Origin of the sequence: Rhizobium sp. CCGE531 (assembly GCF_003627795.1) — a bacterium.
In the GTDB taxonomy this organism is placed as follows: Bacteria; Pseudomonadota; Alphaproteobacteria; order Rhizobiales; family Rhizobiaceae; genus Rhizobium.
Map to the genome: position 1 here is coordinate 264,890 of NZ_CP032685.1, position 18,653 is coordinate 283,542.

Below are 18,653 nucleotides of genomic sequence, written 5' to 3' on the forward strand. Positions count from 1 at the left end.
GCTCTCCTTGGATAGGCGCGGCAGCGCCCTTTGAACCCGCCCGCAATCGACTGTCTCGACGCGCAAACTGCCGTGAGGCGTTCTTTTCAAGAAGACAGCGCTGATATCAAGCCGATGAGTGCTTTCGGACATTTTTTTGATCTCGAAAGCGCTCATATGGGTATTTTCTGTAGGAATATTGCGACGATTCCGCAAGAAAATAACCGTCGCAAAGACAATTTAGACGATTTTTCGTTAGATTTCGACGAGGGATGGTTGTTGCATCTTCGCCGCCAAAGCCTAAGTGATATGGCTCGTATGACGGGTGGATCCAAAATGGAATTGTCGCCTTTAAATCGCATAGGCTGCGGTAGCGATGCCGCTTGTCGTGTGACGTCTGCCGAGGAGCCGGATGCCGCATGAGCGAAGATCACGATTCCAGGGCTTATTTTGACCTCTGGCGGCTGATCGAGGACGGTACGCCGATCATCACGCACTCCAGCCGGCTTTTTCCCGTGCGCCGGGATGGCGAGCCGGCCATGCTGAAGATCGCCGTCGCGCCGGAGGAAAAATCCGGCGCCGCGCTCATGGTCTGGTGGAATGGGGTTGGCGCTGCGCGTGTCCTCGAGCACAAGGACGATGCCATTCTGCTCGAGCGAGCGACAGGCAGCCAATCCCTCGCCGACATGGCGAGGAATGGCCAAGATGATGAGGCAAGCCGCATCATCTGCGCGGCGGTCGCCGGGCTTCATGCACCTCGTGGACTATCCCTGCCGCAATTGATCCCGCTGGCCGATCGGTTTCGTTCGCTCGAAGCCGCGGCTTGCCGCGAAGGTGGTGTCTTTGCGCGGACCGCTGCGACCGCCCGAGCTCTGCTGTCGGAGCCGCGGGATGTCGTGACCCTGCACGGCGACATTCATCACGGCAATATTCTGGACTTCGCGGAGCGGGGCTGGCTCGCCATCGATCCGAAGGGCCTCGTGGGAGAACGCGGCTTTGATTATGCCAATCTCTTCTGCAACCCGAACAACTCAGTCGCAACCACCCCCGGCCGCCTCGCGCGGCAGGTCGATATTGTCGCGGAAGCAGCACGGCTTGAGCGTCAAAGTATCTTGCGGTGGATAATTGCCTGGGCCGGCCTTTCGGCTGCCTGGCTGATCAAGGATGGCGAGGTCGAGCACGTTCGACCCACTCTTCGGATCGCGGACATAGCGGCGGCGGAATTGGGCGGGATGAGCCTTTAATCGGCCAAGGCATCACGCCAGGCTTGCCGGTAGCGGCGCAATCCCCGCAGATCGGCGCGGATCGGCGCATTTTCCGCGACGGCAGTTGGCCGAATGCCTGTCAAAAGGGCGGCACCCTGGCTTGTCCCAGTCGAACCCGGCAAGGCGACGACATTGCTCGATGTCACCGCGGCCAAGGCGGTGAGATAGGCGCGATTGAACGCAAACGGACCCTCGACGAAGATCGGCCCCTTGGCGCCGATCAGATCGAGGCAGGCTTCTGTCATCAGCGCAAGGTAAAGGCTGACGGCCGCGAGCCGTTCGGCGGGATCCGCCGCATCGCCGATCCATTGCATTTTCCTGCCCGGAAAAGGGCCAGACCCCTCAACCACATTGGGCAGCAGCATCAGGCCGTTCTCGATCACCTTTTCAAGAGCGCCCTCGATGGCGTCTGGCGATGCTGTGCCGATTTCGGCGGTGAGAATCTCGAACTCGCGGCCGCCCATGAAACGGGCTGATGGCACGGCGCGGCCGTAGGCGTCGACATTGGCGAGCGCATCGCGCTTGGGGTCGAGATGTTCCAGATCGCCGCCAACGCCGAAGCTGATCACCCATGTCCCCGTCGAGACGACCGCGAAGGGGGCTTCGTTTTCCACCAGATGCGGCAGCAGCGAGGCGTTGGAGTCATGAATGCCGCAATAGACGGGCACCACCTTCGTGAGGCGCATCTCCGAGGCAAGTGCCGGCAGCACCGGCCCGAGCGCATCGAAAGCCGAGCGCACGGGTGCCATCAGCGAGCGGATGCCAAGAGTGTCGACCAGAGACGAGTAGCTTTGCGTGGTGGGGTTCCAGAGATCGGTGTGGCAGCCGAGCGACGTCACCTCGTTGGCGGCGATGCCTGTTAATCGGAATGCCCAATATTGCGGATAGGTGAGGATCGTGGCGACGCGGGCAAAATCGGCGGGAAGGGTGCTTTTCAGATAGTGGATCTGCGCGCCGACATTGAGCCCGACCGACAGCCCGGGCGAAAACGTCTCGGCGAAGTCCGGCCGCAATTGCGCATAGGCGTCCTGAACGACTTGGGGATAGCCGTGCTCATAGTCGAGGACCGGCATGGCAAGGCTGCCATCGTCTGAAAGCAGCACAGCGGAGGCGCCGTGCGTGGTGATCGAAATGGCATCGAATCCCGGTGTACCGGCAAAGCCCTTGAGGGCCGAGACGATGAAATCCCACAGTCCCTCGATATCGTAGTGCGGGTAGGGCCCCGACTTCAGAACGCTATTTGCGGTCTTGACGGCGGCGATCTCCACACCCGTCCCCGCGTCGAGCACGACGACCTTGGTGTTGGTCTTGCCGATGTCGATGACGGCGATATGGCGGTAGGCGGTCGCGTCGCTCATGGCAGATGGAAGACCGCGACGAGATCGCTCTGGACGGGCGAATTATCGGGATTGGTCACCATGATATCGGCCATATGCGCCCACCATTTTTTCATGACATGGTGCTCGGGCAGGCTCGCCATGGAATGATCCTTCGGCCGGGTCAGCACGCCGAAGAGCGTGTTCGTCTCGCGATCGAGATGGATGGAATAATCGCTGACCCCAGCCTGATGCAGCAGTTCCACGAGTTCCGGCCAAATCTCGTCATGGCGCTTCCTGTATTCGGCTTCCATGCCGGGATTGAGCGTCATCTTGAAGGCGTGACGTTCGAGAGCTGATGTCATTTGGAACTCATGGTCTTGATGCGCCTGGCGACGATCGGCAGCGCAATGGTGATGATGAGGAGAAGGCCGATGAAGATCGACATGACGATGCCGGGAACGTTGAGCAGGCCGAGGCCGAAGGTGACGAGGCCCATCACGAAGGCGGCAATGACGACGCCGCCGATCGTGCCCGAGCCGCCGAGGATCGATACCCCGCCGAGCACCACCATGGTCACCACCTCCAGCTCCCAGCCAAGCGCGATCGAGGGACGCGTGGAGCCGAGACGCGAGGTCAGGCAGATGGCTGCGATGCCGCTCATCAGGCCGGTCAGGAGAAACAGAATGAATTTGACCCGCTCGACCGGGATGCCGGAAAAGCGCGCGGCGAAATCATTGTTGCCGATCGTATAGACCTGCCGTCCGAAATTCGTCGCATGCAGCAGGATCGCGAAGGCGATCGCCAGCACGATGAACAGCACGAACTCGAACGAGAAGACCCAGACGACATAGCCCTGGCCGAAATAGGCGAAGCTATCTGGATAGTTGCCATAGGCCTGGTCGCCAAGGACGATATAGGAAATACCGCGAAACAGGCTCATCGTACCGATGGTGACGACGATCGACGGCAGCTTCAGCGCGGAAACAAGGAAGCCGTTGAAAAGCCCGCAGACAAGGCCGACACCGAGGCCGATCGCGACGAGGCCGGGTGTGCCGACGCCAAGCTGGGCGGTAGCGCCCATGGCGGTCGAGGCGAGCGCGATGATGGCTGCGACCGAAAGGTCGATCTCGCCCGCGATGACGAGCAGCGCCATGGCAAACGCGATCATCGCCTTTTCGGTGAAATTGAACGTCGCGTCCGAGAGATTGTAGGGATCGAGGAAATAGGGCGAGGCCAGCGAATTGAAGATGAAGATCGCGACCGCGACGCCAAGCAGCAGCGTCTCCCAACTCGCCATGATCCGTTTGAAGGGCGTGCCGAGGCGATCCGGAATGGCGCGTTTTTCCGCCGTCGCCGCTTGCGAACCGTTGCTCATGCGCTTGCTCCCTGGCTGGCGGTGTCCTTTGCGGCCTGATCCCTAAGGATGATGCGGCCGCGGTTGCGTTCGCGCCTGGCGTTGAAGACGACGGCAAGGATGATGACGGTGCCGGAGATTGCCATCTGCGTGAACGGCGAGATGCCGATGACCGGCAGAGCGTTCTTGATGACGCCGAGGAACAGGGCGCCCAATACGGCGCCAGCGACCGAACCGACGCCGCCGGCAATCGAAATGCCGCCGATGACGCAGGCTGCCACGCTATCGAGCTCGAAGCCGTTGGCGATATCGACATAGGCGACGGCGTAGCGCGACACCCAGAGATAGCCGCTGAGCCCGGCAAGCGCGCCGGACAGAACGAAGGCGAGGAACCGCGTCCAGCCGACGTCGATGCCGGCATAGACGGCCGCCACCGGATTGCCGCCGCTGGCATAGGCGGAGCGGCCGAACTGTGTATAGCGCAGCACGAGAAACATCATCAGCACGATCGCGATGCCGATCCAGGCAAGCACGGGCAGGCCGAGAAGCGTCGTGCGCGGCACGTTCAGGAAGATCGGCGTGAACTGATGCGCATTGACCCAGGCGCCGCCCGACAGCACGAAGGCCATGCCGCGATAGATCGTCAGCGTTCCGAGGGTGACGACGATCGGCGGGATTTCCAGAGCCCAGACGAGATAGCCGTTGATGGCGCCGAGAAAGGCCCCCATCAGGATCGCCGTGACGACCAGCGCGATCAGCGGAATGTCCGGATAGGCGGCGTTCAGCATTGCAACCGCCATGCCCGTCAATGCCAGGTTGGCCGCGACGGACAGATCGATCGACTTCGTCAGGATGACCGTCATCTGGGCAAGCGCCAGGATGATGAGGATCGAGGTGTCGTTGAAGATATTGGCGAGATTGGCGGGCTCGGCAAAGCCGGCCGCACGCGTTGCGAAGCCAGCGATCATCACGATGATGATGATGGCGAGCAGTGTTTCGCGCTTTTTGAGGATGCGTGGCATCCCGTCCTCCCTAAAGCATTTTGCAGCCAGGTGTCCTCACCTGGCGCCGCACAAATGCGGCAAAAACAAACAGAGAGAGCGTTCTGGCTGATCGAAGAAAAGCCATGACGCTCTATGCGTTGCCCGTGGCGGCGCGCACCAACGTTTCCGGCGTCAGCCCCTCGCGCTCGAACAGGCCTGCGGACAGTCCTTCCTTCATGACCAGCACGCGATCCGACATGCCGAGGATCTCGGGCAGTTCGGAGGAGATCATGATGATGCTGAGGCCCTCGGCCGCCAGTTCGCTGATGAAACCGTGGACGGCTGCCTTGGAGCCGATGTCGATCCCCTTGGTGGGCTCGTCCAGAATGATGATCTTCGGCTGTGTCGCCAGCCACTTGCCGATGACCACCTTCTGCTGATTGCCGCCGGAAAGCGTGCCGACCGGTACGGAAAGGGCGGCGGCGCGCAGATCGAGCCGCTCGGCATATTTACGGGCTAGGGCGAATTCATTGGCTGCCTTCAGGAAGCCTTTGCGCGAAGTGCGCCCGAGCGATGGCAGCGACATGTTCTGATAGATCGGCATCGGTAGCGCCAGACCGTGGCGGCCGCGCTCTTCCGGCACATAGACGATGCCAGCAGCAATAGCATCCTGCGGCGAGCGCACATGGATTTCGCGACCATCGAGCGTCAACCGCCCGGAAAGCGGCCTGGTGATGCCGAAGAGCGATTGGCAAAGCTCGGAGCGTCCGGCGCCGATCAGGCCGTAGACGCCGAGGATCTCACCGCGCCGCAGCTTGAAGGAAATGTCGCGGAATTCCGTGCGGTGACAGTATTTGTCCACCTCGAGAACGGTATCGCCGATGGTGACGGGCACTTTCGGGAAAGCGTCCTTGACGTCGCGTCCGACCATCATGCGGACGATCTCGTCCTGCGGCGTCGTCTTCAGCTCGCCATGGCCGACGGCGCGGCCGTCGCGGAAGACGACGAAATTATCAGCGATTTCATAGAGCTCGTCGAATTTGTGGCTGATGAACAGGATCGCCTTGCCCTTTGCCTTCAATCCTTCGACGATGCGGAAGAGATCGTCGATCTCCTTGCGCGACAGAGCGGCGGTGGGCTCGTCCATGATAACGATGCGGGCCTCGATCGACAAAGCGCGCGCGATCGCGACAAGATGGCGCTGCGCAATGGAGAGGTCTTTTAATCTGGTTGCGGGATCGATCGCGCTTTCCAGCGATTCAAGGAGCTGGCTTGACCGGCTGTTCATCGCTTTCCAGTCGATGGTGTGCCAGGACGTGCGCGGCGCATGGCCGAGAAAGATGTTTTCGGCGACGGTCAGCTCGTCGAAGAGAACGGTTTCCTGGTGAATGGCCGTAACGCCGGCATCGATGGCGGCTTGCGCGTGGGCGAAGGCCGCCGGCTTGCCGTCGACGAGGATTTCGCCCTCGTTCGGACGGTAGATGCCTGTGAGAATCTTGACGAGGGTCGATTTTCCCGCGCCGTTTTCACCGATAAGGGCGGTCACCTTGCCGGGATAAAGCGAAATGCTGACGCCATCCAGCGCCTTGACGCCCGGAAAGATCTGGGAAATGCCGCGCATTTCCAGAATGGCCTGATTGTTCGCGGCTGGTGCGTCCGCTAGGGATCGTTGAAGGACTGTGGTCATCAGCAATATACCGGAATAGTGAAACCAGGTCCGGCGGCTGATGCCGCCGGAGAGCTGCGAATGCTGGTATCGATCAGAAAACCTTGGAGAACTGATCGATGTTCGAAGCGTTGTAGACGAACGGATCGGCCATGGCGGCCTCGCCGGTTTCGCCGACCTTGATCTTGCCCATGCGGCCGGCATTGATCTCGCTGCCCGGCTTGCCGTCGGTCTCGCCCTTGACGAGGCGATAGGCGATCTGTGTTGCGGAGTAGCCGAGATCGATCGGGTTCCAGATCGCGAATTCCTTCGTCGCGCCCGACTTGATGGCGCCGGCCATTTCGGACGGCAGGCCGAGACCGGTGACATAGACCTGGCCGATCTTGCCGGCATCCTTGACGGCCTGCGAAGCGGCAAGCACGCCGACGGTCGTCGGGGCGACGATGACCTTGACTTCCGGATGCGAGGTCAGGAGGCCCTGTGCTTCACGATAGCTCTTGTCCGAGAGGTCGTCGCCATAGACGGTCGTGACGAGATTGAGGCCCGGGAAATCCTTGAGCTGCTTCTTCATCTCGCCGATCCAGATGTTCTGGTTCGTAGACGTGGTGGTTGCCGACAGGATGGCGAAGTTGCCCTTGCCGCCGTCGAGATGATCCTTGGCGAGCGTCAGGCACATCTTGCCGATCAGCTCGTTGGAGGAGGGGTTCAGCTGCAGGATGCGGCCGGCCTTTGCGACACCGGAATCCCAGGAGATCACCTTGATGCCGCGCTGCGTCGCCTTCTTGAGAGCCGGGACGACTGCATCGGGATCGTTCGCCGAAATCGCGATGGCATCGACGCCCTGCGCGATCAGCGAGTTGATCACTTCGATCTGGCCTTCGGCCGTGGTCGAGGTCGGGCCGGTGTAGATCACCTGCACGCCGCCGAGATCCTTTGCCGCTTCCTGGGCGCCCTTGTTGGCGGCTTCGAAGAAGCCGTTGCCCAGCGACTTCACCACGAGACCGATCTTGATGTCCTTCGCACTTGCCGTGCCTGCCATCAGTGTCGCGGCGAGCGCGACGCCGATCGCCAGTTTCCTTGCTATATTCATGTCTCTTCCTCCCAAAGTTGATAGGCCATGCTCACCCCGCCTGCGCCGCGCCTCATGCGACCGACGGGGAATCTTCCTCCTCGGCCTGAGCCGAAATATTTGCGATAACAAGCGAGATGCCCGCATCCTCGATCATGCGCACCGTCTCGGCGGTGACGCCGTCATCGGTAACGATGGTCGAAACCTGTTCGAGCGGGCAGAGGATCAGGCTGGAGCGTTGACGGAATTTGCTCGAATCGACCATGACGACGAGTTCGTCGGCCTGGCGCATGAGCTTCTGCTCGCTCTGGATGACCAGCGCGTCGGCTTCCATGATGCCAAGCGGGCCGACGCCCTGCGCGCCGATGAACATGCGCCGCGCGTAGAAATTCCGGATCGTGTCGTTGTCGAAGGGCGAGAGGATCAGGCTCTGCTCGCGATAGATCGCGCCGCCGGGCACCGTCACCGTGTTCTTCGAATGCTTGATCAGATGTTCGGCAATGGCGAAGGAGTTGGTCATCACCTGTAGCCGGAAGGCCGAAATATAGTGCACGAGCTGGAATGTGGTCGTGCCGCCATTGATGATGATGGCATCGCCGGGGTTGCAGAGTTCGGCAGCCTTGCGTGCAATTGCGCGCTTCCTGTCGATGTTGACCGCTTCCGATACGCGAAACGGCCGCGCTGCCAGATTGCCAAGCTGAGGAGGATGGATCGATTCCGCGCCGCCACGCACGCGCCGGATCTTTCCCTGCACATGCAGGGCAGCGATATCACGGCGTATCGTCGCTTCCGAAGCCTCGGTCAGCTCGGAAATATCCTGAATCGTCACGACAGACTTTTCCTGTACGGCGCTCAGAATAATGCGATGGCGTTCACGTTCGTGCATCGGCTCCTCCTTGTCGGCGGTTATTTCGCAAATATGACAATGTGTCAATCACAAACGATCATAAACTTTCATATTGCATCGCAGCATTATCGAATTTGATCGTTTTCGATTGACAAGGTGACTATGTGTGAGCGATACCCTCGTCACAAAGGGCGGTTCCATCATGATCCGGTCCGCCCGAAAGACTTGATTTGAAAGACCTGATTTCAAGGGAGGATGACATGGCGGCTGGCGTTCAGCTTCTGAAGAACCGTTGGGATGATACATATGCGGCCGGCTTGGATGAGCCGGGCAAGCTGCTTTATCGGTCGAATCTGCTCGGTGCCGACAAGCGTATCACCAACTACGGCGGCGGCAACACATCGGCCAAGGTCATGGAAACCGATCCGCTCTCCGGCGCGAAGGTTAAGGTGCTGTGGGTCAAGGGCTCCGGCGGCGATGTCGGCACCATCAAGCTCGACGGCTTCGCGACGCTCTATCAGGATAAGCTCGACAGCCTGAAAAACATCTATCAGGGCGTTGCCGACGAGGATCGCATGGTCGGCTTCCTGCCGCATTGCACCTTCAATCTCAACGCCCGCGCCGCTTCCATCGACACGCCACTGCATGGCTTCGTGCCGTTCACGCATGTCGACCATATGCATCCCGATGCCATCATCGCCATCGCCGCCTCGAAGAACTCGCGTGAACTGACGCGCGAAGTCTTCGGCGACGAGATCGGCTGGCTGCCCTGGCGGCGCCCCGGCTTCCAGCTCGGCCTCGATCTCGAAGCCTTCGTCAAGGCGCATCCGAATGCCAAGGGCGTCGTCTTGGAAAGCCATGGCCTCTTCACCTGGGCCAATGATGCCAAGGCCTGCTACGAGCTGACGCTTGCGATCATCAACAAGGCGATCGAATGGTTTGCCGCCAAGACGGAAGGCAAGACCATTTTTGGCGGCGCAGTCGTTGAAAGCCTGCCGCAGGTGGAGCGCCGTGCCATCGCCGCCCGGTTGATGCCTGAGATCCGCGGCCGCATCGGCAAGGCCGAGCGCAAGCTCGGCGATTTCGACGATCAGGGCGCGGTGCTTGAATTCGTCAACTCGAAGAGCCTCCGTCCGCTCGGTGCGCTCGGCACCAGCTGCCCGGATCACTTCCTGCGCACCAAGATCCGCCCGCTGATCGTCGATCTCGATCCGGCCAAGCCCGACGTCGATGCCGTTATTGCCGGCCTCGACAAGGCGCTGGAAGACTACCGCGCCGACTACGCGCGCTACTACAATGATTGCAAGCACGACAACTCGCCTGCCATGCGCGATCCGAACCCGGTGATCTTCCTCGTTCCCGGCGTCGGCATGCTTTCCTTTGCCCGTGACAAGGCGACTGCCCGTATCGCCGGCGAGTTCTACGTCAACGCCATCAACGTCATGCGCGGCGCATCCACGGTCTCCGAATATCAGGGCCTGCCGGAGCAGGAAGCCTTCGATATCGAATACTGGCTGCTGGAAGAGGCAAAGCTGCAGCGCATGCCGAAGCCGAAGAGCCTTGCCGGCAAGGTCGCTTTCGTCACCGGCGGTGCCGGTGGCATCGGCCGTGCCACGGCGGCGCGCCTAGTGGGCGAAGGTGCCTGCGTGGTTCTGGCGGATATCGACCAGGCCGCGCTTGACAGCACACAGGCGGATTTCGCCAGGAGATATGGCGCGGACGCGGTGCGCAGCGTCAAGCTCGACGTGACAAAGGAAGATGCCGTCATCTCCACCTTTGCCGAGGCCTGCGTCGAATTCGGCGGAGTCGACATTCTGGTCTCGAATGCCGGCATAGCATCATCGGCACCGATCGAGAGCACCGAGCTTTCGATGTGGAACCGCAATATCGACATCCTCGCGACCGGCTATTTCCTCGTTTCGCGCGAAGCTTTCCGGCTGTTCCGCCGCCAGAATCTCGGCGGCAACGTCGTGTTCGTCGCGTCCAAGAACGGTCTTGCGTCCTCGCCGAACGCCGCCGCCTATTGCACGGCAAAGGCTGCCGAAATCCATCTGGCGCGCTGCCTGGCGCTGGAAGGCGCGGAAGCCGGGATCCGCGTCAATACCGTCAATCCCGATGCCGTGTTGCGCGGCTCGAAGATCTGGAACGGTGAATGGCGCGAGCAGCGCGCAGCCTCCTCGAAGATCGAGGTGGACGATCTGGAGGAACATTACCGCAAGCGCTCGATGCTGAAGCTCAATGTCTTCCCCGAGGATATTGCCGAGGCGATCTACTTCCTGGCTTCGGAGCTTTCCGCCAAATCAACAGGCAATATCATCAACGTCGATGCCGGCAACGCGCAGAGCTTTACGCGGTAGTGGGTGGGAAGCGGCAGCCTCAGGGCCACCCTCGTGGTTCGAGGCCCTGCCGCACTCGCTTCGCTCTTGCGACAGTGCACCTCACTATGAGGGTGGAGTAGCGATTGCGCCGGCTGACGAGGAGATCAGTCCTCACCCTGAGGTGGCCCGCAGGGCCCTCGAAGGGCGAGGGCGGGTGATGGCTTGCAGGGTCATCGCACGGTAACGTTTCGAATGACACATCCGGGAGGAAAGAATGGCCGAGTTTAGAATAGCGCCCGATCTGGTCGCTGGGGAAAACGACAAGCGCGCCGCCGCGTTGAAATCCGATTATGAGGCGCTTGGCGCCGCGCTCGCCCGCCGCGGCATCGATATCGAAGCCGTCACCAAAAAGGTTTCCGAATTTTTCGTCGCGGTCCCGTCCTGGGGCGTCGGCACGGGCGGCACGCGCTTCGCCCGCTTCCCCGGCACCGGCGAGCCGCGCGGCATCTTCGACAAGCTCGACGATTGCGCCGTGATCCATCAGCTCACGCGGGCAACACCGAATGTCTCGCTGCATATTCCCTGGGACAAGGCGGCTCCGCGCGAGCTCAGGGCAAAGGGTGAGGCTCTCGGCCTTGGCTTCGACGCCATGAATTCCAACACGTTCTCCGACGCGCCCGGCCAGGCGCATTCCTACAAGTTCGGTTCGCTGAGCCACGTCGACGCGGCAACCCGCGCCCAGGCGGTTGAGCACAACATCGAATGCATCGAGATCGGCAAGGCACTTGGTTCGAAGGCGCTGACCGTGTGGATCGGCGACGGCTCCAACTTCCCCGGCCAGAGCAATTTCACCAAGGCGTTCGAGCGCTATCTCGCCGCCATGGCGGATATCTACAAGGCACTGCCTGACGATTGGCGGCTGTTTTCCGAGCACAAGATGTATGAGCCGGCCTTCTATTCCACGATCGTTCAGGACTGGGGCACCAACTACCTGATCGCCCAGACGCTCGGCCCCAAGGCGCATTGCCTCGTTGACCTCGGCCATCACGCGCCGAATACCAATATCGAGATGATCGTCGCGCGCCTGATCCAGTTCGGCAAGCTCGGCGGCTTCCACTTCAACGATTCCAAATATGGTGACGACGATCTCGATGCCGGCGCCATCGAGCCCTATCGCCTGTTCCTCGTCTTCAACGAACTGGTCGATGCCGAGCGGCGTGGGGTCAACGATTTCAATCCCGCGCATATGATCGACCAGTCGCACAATGTTACGGATCCGATCGAGAGCCTGATTTCCAGCGCCAACGAGATCCGCCGCGCCTATGCACAGGCGCTGATCGTCGACCGAAAGGCATTGGACGACTATCAGGAGGCAAATGACGCGCTGATGGCGTCGGAGACGCTGAAGCGCGCCTATCGCGCCGATGTCGAGCCGATCCTGGCCGAGGCGCGTCGCCGCACCGGTGGCGCCATCGATCCGGTCGCGACCTACCGTGCGAGCGGCTATCGCCGCAAGGTTGCCGGCGAACGCCCGGCGTCTGTTGCGGGCGGCGGCGGGATCATCTGAGGATCTTATAGTTCCGGCGGAGTGGCGAACGGATCGAGCGATCGGACGTCCATCAACCGGAAGTGCCTCAGATTCCGGGTGAGAACGGTATAATCATGCAGCAGCGCCGTTGCGGCAATGGCTGCATCTTCAAAGCCTGGGTCTCCGCCACGTCCGACAGCTTGATCGAACAGGCGACCGGCGATGCGCGCCGTTGCCGTATCGAATGCAAGAATGCGTTTCCCATAGAGATGAAGGGTAAGATCCAGCCATTCGCCAAGCAGATTGGCTTTCTTGCTGGCGCCTGTCCGATTAGCCTTTGCGATCCCGGTTTCTATTTCAGAGACGGTTACGGCGGATAGGAAGAACTGGTCGGCATGGGCCGCGGTCCATGCCCGAACGGCTTGCGACAGCAGATCTTGCGCATGCAGCGGCGATGTCGCTGAAATGATGTTCGTATCCAGAAGATACATCAGATATCGTCATCGCGTAGCAATCGGCCCGGCTTGCGCACCGGTAAGTCGTCGTCTTCCAATGGCGCGTTGGTCAGCAACCAGCCGAAAGATGGAACCTGCTTCAGCTTTTGATATTCCTCATAGGAAATGACGACGGCAGTACGTTCGCCATGACGCGTAATGATGGATCCATTACCGCCGAGAGCGTCGTCGACGACGGCGGAAAGAGTTGCTTTCGCGTCCTTTAGCTGGATTTCCCTCATGGGTCACCTATATGACTACTATGGTCATAGTATAGGGCCGACTTCGTTCCGTCAACATCGAGCTCAATAGCCGAGCGCCATGCCATCCTTACGATGATCGGATGCGCCGAGCAGGATGCCGCGCTTGTGATCGATCATGATTGCTTGCGCGCCGCCGATCGGTTCATCCGCCCATTCGACGAGGTGGCCGCGTCGCTCCAGATCCCCCTTGGTTTCCTCCGATATGGTCGGCTCGAGCGAGAGCTTGCCGCCGAAGCAGAAACTGCGCGGCTGGTCGCTTGCCTGTTGTGGATCGAGATCGCGATCGAGGATCTGGGTGAGCATATGGGCATGACCGGCTGCCTGATATTGCCCGCCCATGACGCCGAAACTCATACGCACCTTGCCATCTTCCATCAGCATTGCCGGAATGATCGTATGGAAGGGTAGCTTGCCGGGGCCGATGGCGTTCGGATGGCCATGTCTGACGACGAAGCCTGCGCCGCGGTTCTGCAGCAATACGCCCGAGCGAGGCGCATAGATGCCGCTGCCGAAAGCCATGAACACGGAATTGATCAGCGAAATGGCGTTGCCGTCCCGGTCGACGACGGAGACATAGACCGTGTCGCGATGCGTCGGCCCGTCCCAGATTTTGGTGTCGGCGGCACGCTCGAGGCTGATCTTCGCCTGCATGGCGGCGACCGAGCGGTCCGATAGCAACTCCTCGATATCGAAGGTCACATGGTCGGGGTCGCAGATCAGCTGGTCGCGCATGGCGTAACCGGCCTTGGTCGCTTCGGCATGCAGGTGAATGCGGTCGGCCTCGGAGAGCTTGGGATCGCGAAGATCGAAACCGTCGAGAATGCGGGTGATCAGCAGCGCCGCCAGGCCTTGGCCGTTCGGCGGGCATTCCAGCAGATCCCGGCCACGGAACTTGCCGGAAATCGGCGTCGTCTCGAAAGCCTTGTAGTCCGCGAAGTCGCTTTCCTCGTGCAGGCCGCCCAGGGATTGGAGAAGCGTGGTGATCTCCTCAGCCACCGGACCGCGGTAGAACGCGTCCCGGCCATCTCGGGCAACGGCCTTCAGGGTGGCGGCAAGCGCGGGGTTTGCAACGCGGTCGCCGGTACGCGGCGCCTTGCCGTTCGGCAGGAAGTAGGCTGCCGATTGCGGATATTTGGCGACGCGGTCGCTGTAGCGGCGCCAATCGAGTTCGACGCGCGGCGTGACGCAATAGCCTTCTTCCGCAGCCGTGGTCGCCGGAGCCAGCACGCGATCCATGCCTAGCCGGCCATAGGCACTGATCAGCCGGCACCACGCATCGATCGCGCCGGGAATGGTGACGGCATGCGGGCTGTCGTCCGGGATGGCGGTGAAGCCTTTATCGAGGAAATAGTCGAGATTTGCCTTCTTCGGTGCGCGGCCGGAGCCGTTCAGCCCGACCGGTGTGGCGCCGGCAGCGCTGTAGAGCGCGAAGCAATCGCCACCGATCCCGGTCATATGCGGGTCAATGACGGACTGCAGCGCAACTGCGGCAACAGCAGCATCAACGGCATTGCCGCCGGCGCGCAGAATGTCGACGGCGGCGAGCGTTGCCAGTGGGTGCGAAGTCGCGGCCATGCCCTTGTCGGAGATTGCAACCGATCGGCCTGGCTTGAAAAAATCTCGCTGCTGCATGGTCTCGATGCTCTCCATATGTTCCGCTCTCACCCGCGTGTGATGCGGCGCCGTTAGCGTTTTACGGTGTTTTAACAGTCATGGAAGGGATGAACTGATCGGATCGTGATTTTCGGGTTCCCGTTATCGCTTACGAGCTGGAACTAATGGCCAATCGACGAAAATATCTGGATATTTGTCATGTTGGTCTGGCACATTGGGGATCGAACTTAGGTTGTGTGATCGGAACCATGAAGGGCTTGTTCTCGCGATTCGCATGCAGCAGGAGATTACTTTCGAGTGGTCCGACAGCTGGAATTGAGTATTGTCGAGGGCAACGATGCCCTTGATTCATGATTTGATGATCAGCTGATGTCTCGAAGGACAAAGCCTGTTCCGGATAGATGAGGAAAGATGATGACGACTGACATTAACGGTTTTGCCGGACGCCTGAAGCGCCGCGAAAATGGCGGCATGATCTCGGGCTGGGTCGGTATTCCCGACGCGATGCTCGTCAACCATCTGGCGCAGGAAGATTTCGATACCGTCGTGCTGGATATGCAGCACGGCATGTGGGACATGGCATCGGCCGCAAGCGGCATTGCGCATGTCAGGCTTGCCGGCAAGCCGGCGATTGCCCGTATCCCGGTCGGCGACTTCGCCTCCGCATCGCGGCTTCTGGACGCCGGTGCCTCCGCTATCATCGCGCCGATGATCAATTCCGGAGATGATGCGCGCGCCTTGGTGAAGGCGACAAAATATCCGCCGCTCGGCGAGCGCAGCTGGGGGCCTTCGCTCGCACTCAATCATTTCGGCCTCTCCGCCGAAGACTATCTGCAGAGTGCCAATAGCCTGACCGTCACCATCGCAATGGTCGAAACCCGGACGGCGCTCGATGCGATCGATGAAATCCTTGCTGTCGATGGTATCGACGGTATCTTCATCGGCCCGTCGGATCTTTCCATCGCGCTTTCGAATGGCGCCCGGCTTGCCCCCGAGAGCGCCGCGATCGATCAGGCGCTTGCCACCGCGCTTGCACGCTGCCGCGCCCATGGCAAGGTCATCTGCGCCTTCGGCGGCGATGGTGATCGCGCCGGGCAATATCTGAAGCTCGGCCTCGATCTGGTCATCGCCGGCACGGAAACGGCGCAGCTGCGGGCCGGTGCCCGCACGGCCATTCAAGCCGCCCGTAAGATCGCTGGTTCATAACCGGTTTGTTCAGCGAAGCAGCCGCCCGGAAGCATTTCCGGGCGTGCCGCTATATCATCTGCGATGTCGATCCGCAGTTTCGGAGCCGTCGATCTCGACCAGAGCGGCAGGTCCGAAGGATCCGATGAGAGAGCGATGGGTTTTGCTAGTTTACGAGCTTTACGTAACAGGGCCTATACGTCTCTAAACCGCAGCCGCCACCAACGGCCTTTGCCGGCGTGATCGTATTTTGGAGGGCGATCGCTGCGAGCGCGAAGGCAATGATTGTCAAAACGGTTTTGGTATATTTGTCCATGAGCTATTCTTTCAAAAGTGGTGGGCAATGGACTGCACTTTAAAATTGCTTTTATAAATGTCAATTCCAAATAGTTGTATTCGGTAATTCGCGGCCGAACATATGCGCCGACAGCGCAAGCCGGCCTTTCCGTCACAATGAGCGCGGCTGCACGCTTGCATCGTCATCCGCCTGCGGGCATTCTCGCGCCAATATGGCGGAGCGGAATGATTTGTCGAAAGTGCAGGGATTGGCGATAGGACGCGGCTTGCGGCGCGAAGCGGGCCAGCGCGTGACCTTGCGGACGGTTGCGACAGCCCTCGGCCTTTCGGTCACGACCGTCAGCCGCGCCTTGAAGGAAGGTCCCGAGGTTAATCGGGAGACGATCGAGCTGGTCAAGCGGGCGGCAAGCGAGCTCGGCTACCGCCCCAATCTCGGCGGCATCAATCTTCGCACCGGCAAGACCCACGCCATCGGCATCGTGCTGCCATTCGGGCGCGAGGGCGAGATGAACATCGTCGTCGCCTCGCTGATCGAGGGCGCCTCGCGCTACATGAAGGCGCGCGGCTACCGGACGACGATCGTACCGCAATTGCAGGCGGATGACCCGCTCGCGACAGTGCGCGACATCGTCGAAGAAGGATCGGTCGACGGCATCATCATCACGCATACGACCCCGCAGGATGACCGCGTCAAATATCTGCTCGAGGTCGGCATGCCCTTCGTCACCTTCGGCCGAACCGAGCTTCTGAGCGCTCATCCGAGCATCGACCTCGACCATGAAGTGATCGGCGCGGAGGCGGCGCGTCTGCTTCTGGATGCCGGACACCATATGCCGCTGCTGATCGCGCCCAGTCATGAATTCACCTACAGTCTGCAATTCGTTCGCGGCTGGCGCAGGACCTTTGCCGAACGCCATCTGAACGTTCCGGACGACTGCATCCATTTTACCACCGCGACCCCCGATAATGGTCGCGAGATGGCAAAGCGCATCGCCGCGCAGAAACCCGAAGCGACCGCCGCCTTCGTGGCGAGCGAGGAGGCGGCGCTCGGCTTCCTTGCCGGCTTGCGCGATGCCGGTCGGCAGGCCGGCAGGGACTTCGCTCTGATCACCTATGGCGGCACGGCGCTGCCGGACTTCTTCAATCCGCCGCTCAGCACGTTCCATTATTCGAACCACGCCATAGGCGAGCGTTTGGCCGGCTTCCTGCATCGGGCGATCGCCGGCGAAGATCCGGCTGACCTCCGCGAGGTCGTCCGCGCCGTCTTCGTCGATCATCAGAGCCAGACCCTTCACGCTTGAAACGATGACGTAGCTCGCAATGTGAGCAGATTTCCGGAAGATATTCGTAACGTTACGAATTTCGTTTTTGCCTCAGATCGGCAAGGATGAGCTAGAAAATATGAAGTTGACAGATGGACCGTTTTTCATAATCGTAACGTTACGGATTGCCAAAATCGAGCTGGGAGGCTCGTCGGCAAATCGCCGCGGAGCTGCCGTGGACAGGTGGCTGCAATCCAAGGGAGGATGACGTGAGCGGAGACTCGTTTTTTTTCGGATCGCCGATTTGGACCTTCAATTGGAACCCGCCCTATCAGGCGTCGCTCAGGCGGCTTTCACGCACCGGCTGCAAGGGTTTCGAACTGACTGCATGGTCGGTGGATATGCTGAGCTACTATACGGCCGAAACCATTCGCGAATTGAAGGCAATCGCTGACGGAGAGGGACTGGTTCTCACCAACTTCTTCTTCAATCTGCCGTTCAACTGCGCCGCGAATGCCGCCGTTTCCACAGTCGATCTCGATGGCTACAGGCGTGGGATAGACGTCGCTGCCGCCATCGGCACGCCGATCGTCACCAGCATGACGCCCTATCCATTTCAGTCCGACGTCAAGCCGATCCTGCAGCGGCCGATTTCGCAGGAATGGGGCGCGACGGTCGAGCCGCAATGGGACTGGACAGGCGAATATGATGCCGTCGTCGACGGTTTCGCCAGGGCTTGCGAAATTGCCGCCTCCGCCAATTTGCGCGTCGCGATCGAGCCGCATCCCTATCGCTGGGTCAGTTCCGGCCAGGGCATGCTGCGCCTGATCGAGCGCACCGGCGCTGCCAACCTCGGCCTGAATTTCGATCCAAGCCATCTCTTTCCGGCCGGCGACATGCCGCATTATGTCGTGCTGGCGCTCGGCAATCGCATCTTCAACACGCATTTTTCCGACAATGAGGGCCATACCAACGCGCATTGGCGTCCGGGACGCGGCAAGATCGATTGGAAGGCGATCTTCTCAGCACTTCGGGCCATCGGTTATTCCGGCCCGATCACGCTGGAGCTCGAAGATGCGCCGGGAGCATCGCACTGGACGCATTTCCGCGAAGCGACGGCAGAATTCGACGACGAGATGCGCCGTGGCATGGACTATCTGCGCGCTGTAGCCGCTGAACTCGATATCACCATTTCGTAAGAGGCAAATCC

17 protein-coding genes are annotated in these 18,653 nt (G+C 60.6%); 7 read left to right on the top strand and 10 right to left on the bottom strand.

Annotation, left to right across the window (positions count from 1 at the left end; translation table 11 throughout):
• The first annotated feature begins 30 nt into the window (after nt 1-30).
• On the top strand, nt 31-402 hold the full coding sequence (locus CCGE531_RS34325; protein ID WP_162943966.1) for a hypothetical protein: 372 nt from the start codon (nt 31-33) through the stop codon (nt 400-402).
• A complete protein-coding gene (locus CCGE531_RS20760; RefSeq protein ID WP_120667383.1) occupies nt 399-1,223 on the top strand; it encodes an aminoglycoside phosphotransferase family protein in 825 nt (274 codons plus the stop codon). The genes CCGE531_RS34325 and CCGE531_RS20760 overlap by 4 nt, the downstream gene beginning before the upstream one ends.
• Here CCGE531_RS20760 and CCGE531_RS20765 read toward each other — a convergent pair.
• The 7 genes from CCGE531_RS20765 to CCGE531_RS20795 form a co-directional block, all read right to left on the bottom strand.
• Complete coding sequence (locus CCGE531_RS20765; protein ID WP_120667385.1) at nt 1,220-2,602, bottom strand: FGGY-family carbohydrate kinase; 1,383 nt, start codon at nt 2,600-2,602, stop codon at nt 1,220-1,222. The genes CCGE531_RS20760 and CCGE531_RS20765 overlap by 4 nt on opposite strands.
• Nucleotides 2,599-2,925, bottom strand: coding sequence for an L-rhamnose mutarotase (gene rhaM, locus CCGE531_RS20770; RefSeq protein WP_120667386.1), 327 nt, complete (start codon nt 2,923-2,925; stop codon nt 2,599-2,601). Before rhaM ends, CCGE531_RS20765 begins: the two co-directional genes overlap by 4 nt.
• Entirely contained in the window at nt 2,922-3,938 is a 1,017-nt protein-coding gene (locus CCGE531_RS20775) for an ABC transporter permease (protein WP_120667388.1), read from the bottom strand. The genes rhaM and CCGE531_RS20775 overlap by 4 nt, the downstream gene beginning before the upstream one ends.
• Nucleotides 3,935-4,939: an ABC transporter permease gene (locus tag CCGE531_RS20780; protein WP_120667390.1), complete on the bottom strand. Its 1,005-nt coding sequence runs from the start codon at nt 4,937-4,939 to the stop codon at nt 3,935-3,937. Before CCGE531_RS20780 ends, CCGE531_RS20775 begins: the two co-directional genes overlap by 4 nt.
• Before the next feature lie 112 nt (nt 4,940-5,051).
• On the bottom strand, nt 5,052-6,587 hold the full coding sequence (locus CCGE531_RS20785) for a sugar ABC transporter ATP-binding protein (RefSeq protein WP_120669258.1): 1,536 nt from the start codon (nt 6,585-6,587) through the stop codon (nt 5,052-5,054).
• Between the two features lie 73 nt (nt 6,588-6,660).
• A complete protein-coding gene (rhaS, locus tag CCGE531_RS20790) occupies nt 6,661-7,656 on the bottom strand; it encodes a rhamnose ABC transporter substrate-binding protein (protein WP_120667392.1) in 996 nt (331 codons plus the stop codon).
• Nucleotides 7,657-7,708: 52 nt separating this feature from the next.
• Complete coding sequence (locus CCGE531_RS20795; RefSeq protein WP_120667394.1) at nt 7,709-8,521, bottom strand: DeoR/GlpR family DNA-binding transcription regulator; 813 nt, start codon at nt 8,519-8,521, stop codon at nt 7,709-7,711.
• A 221-nt stretch (nt 8,522-8,742) separates the two neighbouring features.
• Between CCGE531_RS20795 and CCGE531_RS20800 the strand changes: the two genes are divergently transcribed.
• Both CCGE531_RS20800 and rhaI read left to right on the top strand, forming a co-directional pair.
• Nucleotides 8,743-10,839 carry a bifunctional rhamnulose-1-phosphate aldolase/short-chain dehydrogenase gene (locus tag CCGE531_RS20800; protein ID WP_120667396.1) on the top strand — a complete coding sequence of 699 codons (2,097 nt, stop codon included), beginning with the start codon at nt 8,743-8,745 and terminating at the stop codon, nt 10,837-10,839.
• A 235-nt stretch (nt 10,840-11,074) separates the two neighbouring features.
• Nucleotides 11,075-12,367 (top strand): L-rhamnose catabolism isomerase, encoded by a 1,293-nt coding sequence (gene rhaI, locus CCGE531_RS20805; RefSeq protein ID WP_120667398.1) that lies wholly within the window; start codon nt 11,075-11,077, stop codon nt 12,365-12,367.
• Between the two features lie 5 nt (nt 12,368-12,372).
• Here rhaI and CCGE531_RS20810 read toward each other — a convergent pair whose 3' ends face one another.
• The 3 genes from CCGE531_RS20810 to ggt form a co-directional block, all read right to left on the bottom strand.
• Nucleotides 12,373-12,819 (bottom strand): type II toxin-antitoxin system VapC family toxin, encoded by a 447-nt coding sequence (locus CCGE531_RS20810; RefSeq protein WP_120667400.1) that lies wholly within the window; start codon nt 12,817-12,819, stop codon nt 12,373-12,375.
• On the bottom strand, nt 12,819-13,064 hold the full coding sequence (locus CCGE531_RS20815) for a type II toxin-antitoxin system Phd/YefM family antitoxin (RefSeq protein WP_120667402.1): 246 nt from the start codon (nt 13,062-13,064) through the stop codon (nt 12,819-12,821). The genes CCGE531_RS20810 and CCGE531_RS20815 overlap by 1 nt, the downstream gene beginning before the upstream one ends.
• Nucleotides 13,065-13,127: 63 nt before the next feature.
• The gene (gene ggt, locus CCGE531_RS20820) at nt 13,128-14,735 is read right to left on the bottom strand and encodes a gamma-glutamyltransferase (RefSeq protein WP_245459339.1); all 1,608 of its coding nucleotides are present in this window, start codon (nt 14,733-14,735) and stop codon (nt 13,128-13,130) included.
• 375 nt (nt 14,736-15,110) lie between these two features.
• On the opposite strand from ggt, the gene CCGE531_RS20825 reads away from it, so the two are divergent.
• The 3 genes from CCGE531_RS20825 to CCGE531_RS20835 all read left to right on the top strand — a co-directional run bounded on the left by CCGE531_RS20825 (nt 15,111) and on the right by CCGE531_RS20835 (nt 18,642).
• Nucleotides 15,111-15,905 (top strand): aldolase/citrate lyase family protein, encoded by a 795-nt coding sequence (locus CCGE531_RS20825; protein ID WP_205586511.1) that lies wholly within the window; start codon nt 15,111-15,113, stop codon nt 15,903-15,905.
• Between the two features lie 515 nt (nt 15,906-16,420).
• On the top strand, nt 16,421-17,482 hold the full coding sequence (locus tag CCGE531_RS20830) for a LacI family transcriptional regulator (protein ID WP_245459406.1): 1,062 nt from the start codon (nt 16,421-16,423) through the stop codon (nt 17,480-17,482).
• 230 nt (nt 17,483-17,712) lie between these two features.
• Entirely contained in the window at nt 17,713-18,642 is a 930-nt protein-coding gene (locus CCGE531_RS20835) for a sugar phosphate isomerase/epimerase family protein (protein ID WP_162943968.1), read from the top strand.
• Nucleotides 18,643-18,653 lie beyond the last annotated feature (11 nt).

Coding starts and splice junctions, on each gene's coding strand:
- CCGE531_RS20760 (WP_120667383.1), top strand. CDS start 399: ATGAGCGAAGATCACGATTCCAGGGCTTATTTTGACCTCTGGCGGCTG.
- CCGE531_RS20765 (WP_120667385.1), bottom strand. CDS start 2,602: ATGAGCGACGCGACCGCCTACCGCCATATCGCCGTCATCGACATCGGC.
- rhaM (WP_120667386.1), bottom strand. CDS start 2,925: ATGACATCAGCTCTCGAACGTCACGCCTTCAAGATGACGCTCAATCCC.
- CCGE531_RS20775 (WP_120667388.1), bottom strand. CDS start 3,938: ATGAGCAACGGTTCGCAAGCGGCGACGGCGGAAAAACGCGCCATTCCG.
- CCGE531_RS20780 (WP_120667390.1), bottom strand. CDS start 4,939: ATGCCACGCATCCTCAAAAAGCGCGAAACACTGCTCGCCATCATCATC.
- CCGE531_RS20785 (WP_120669258.1), bottom strand. CDS start 6,587: ATGACCACAGTCCTTCAACGATCCCTAGCGGACGCACCAGCCGCGAAC.
- rhaS (WP_120667392.1), bottom strand. CDS start 7,656: ATGAATATAGCAAGGAAACTGGCGATCGGCGTCGCGCTCGCCGCGACA.
- CCGE531_RS20795 (WP_120667394.1), bottom strand. CDS start 8,521: ATGCACGAACGTGAACGCCATCGCATTATTCTGAGCGCCGTACAGGAA.
- CCGE531_RS20800 (WP_120667396.1), top strand. CDS start 8,743: ATGGCGGCTGGCGTTCAGCTTCTGAAGAACCGTTGGGATGATACATAT.
- rhaI (WP_120667398.1), top strand. CDS start 11,075: ATGGCCGAGTTTAGAATAGCGCCCGATCTGGTCGCTGGGGAAAACGAC.
- CCGE531_RS20810 (WP_120667400.1), bottom strand. CDS start 12,819: ATGTATCTTCTGGATACGAACATCATTTCAGCGACATCGCCGCTGCAT.
- CCGE531_RS20815 (WP_120667402.1), bottom strand. CDS start 13,064: ATGAGGGAAATCCAGCTAAAGGACGCGAAAGCAACTCTTTCCGCCGTC.
- ggt (WP_245459339.1), bottom strand. CDS start 14,735: ATGGAGAGCATCGAGACCATGCAGCAGCGAGATTTTTTCAAGCCAGGC.
- CCGE531_RS20825 (WP_205586511.1), top strand. CDS start 15,111: ATGATGACGACTGACATTAACGGTTTTGCCGGACGCCTGAAGCGCCGC.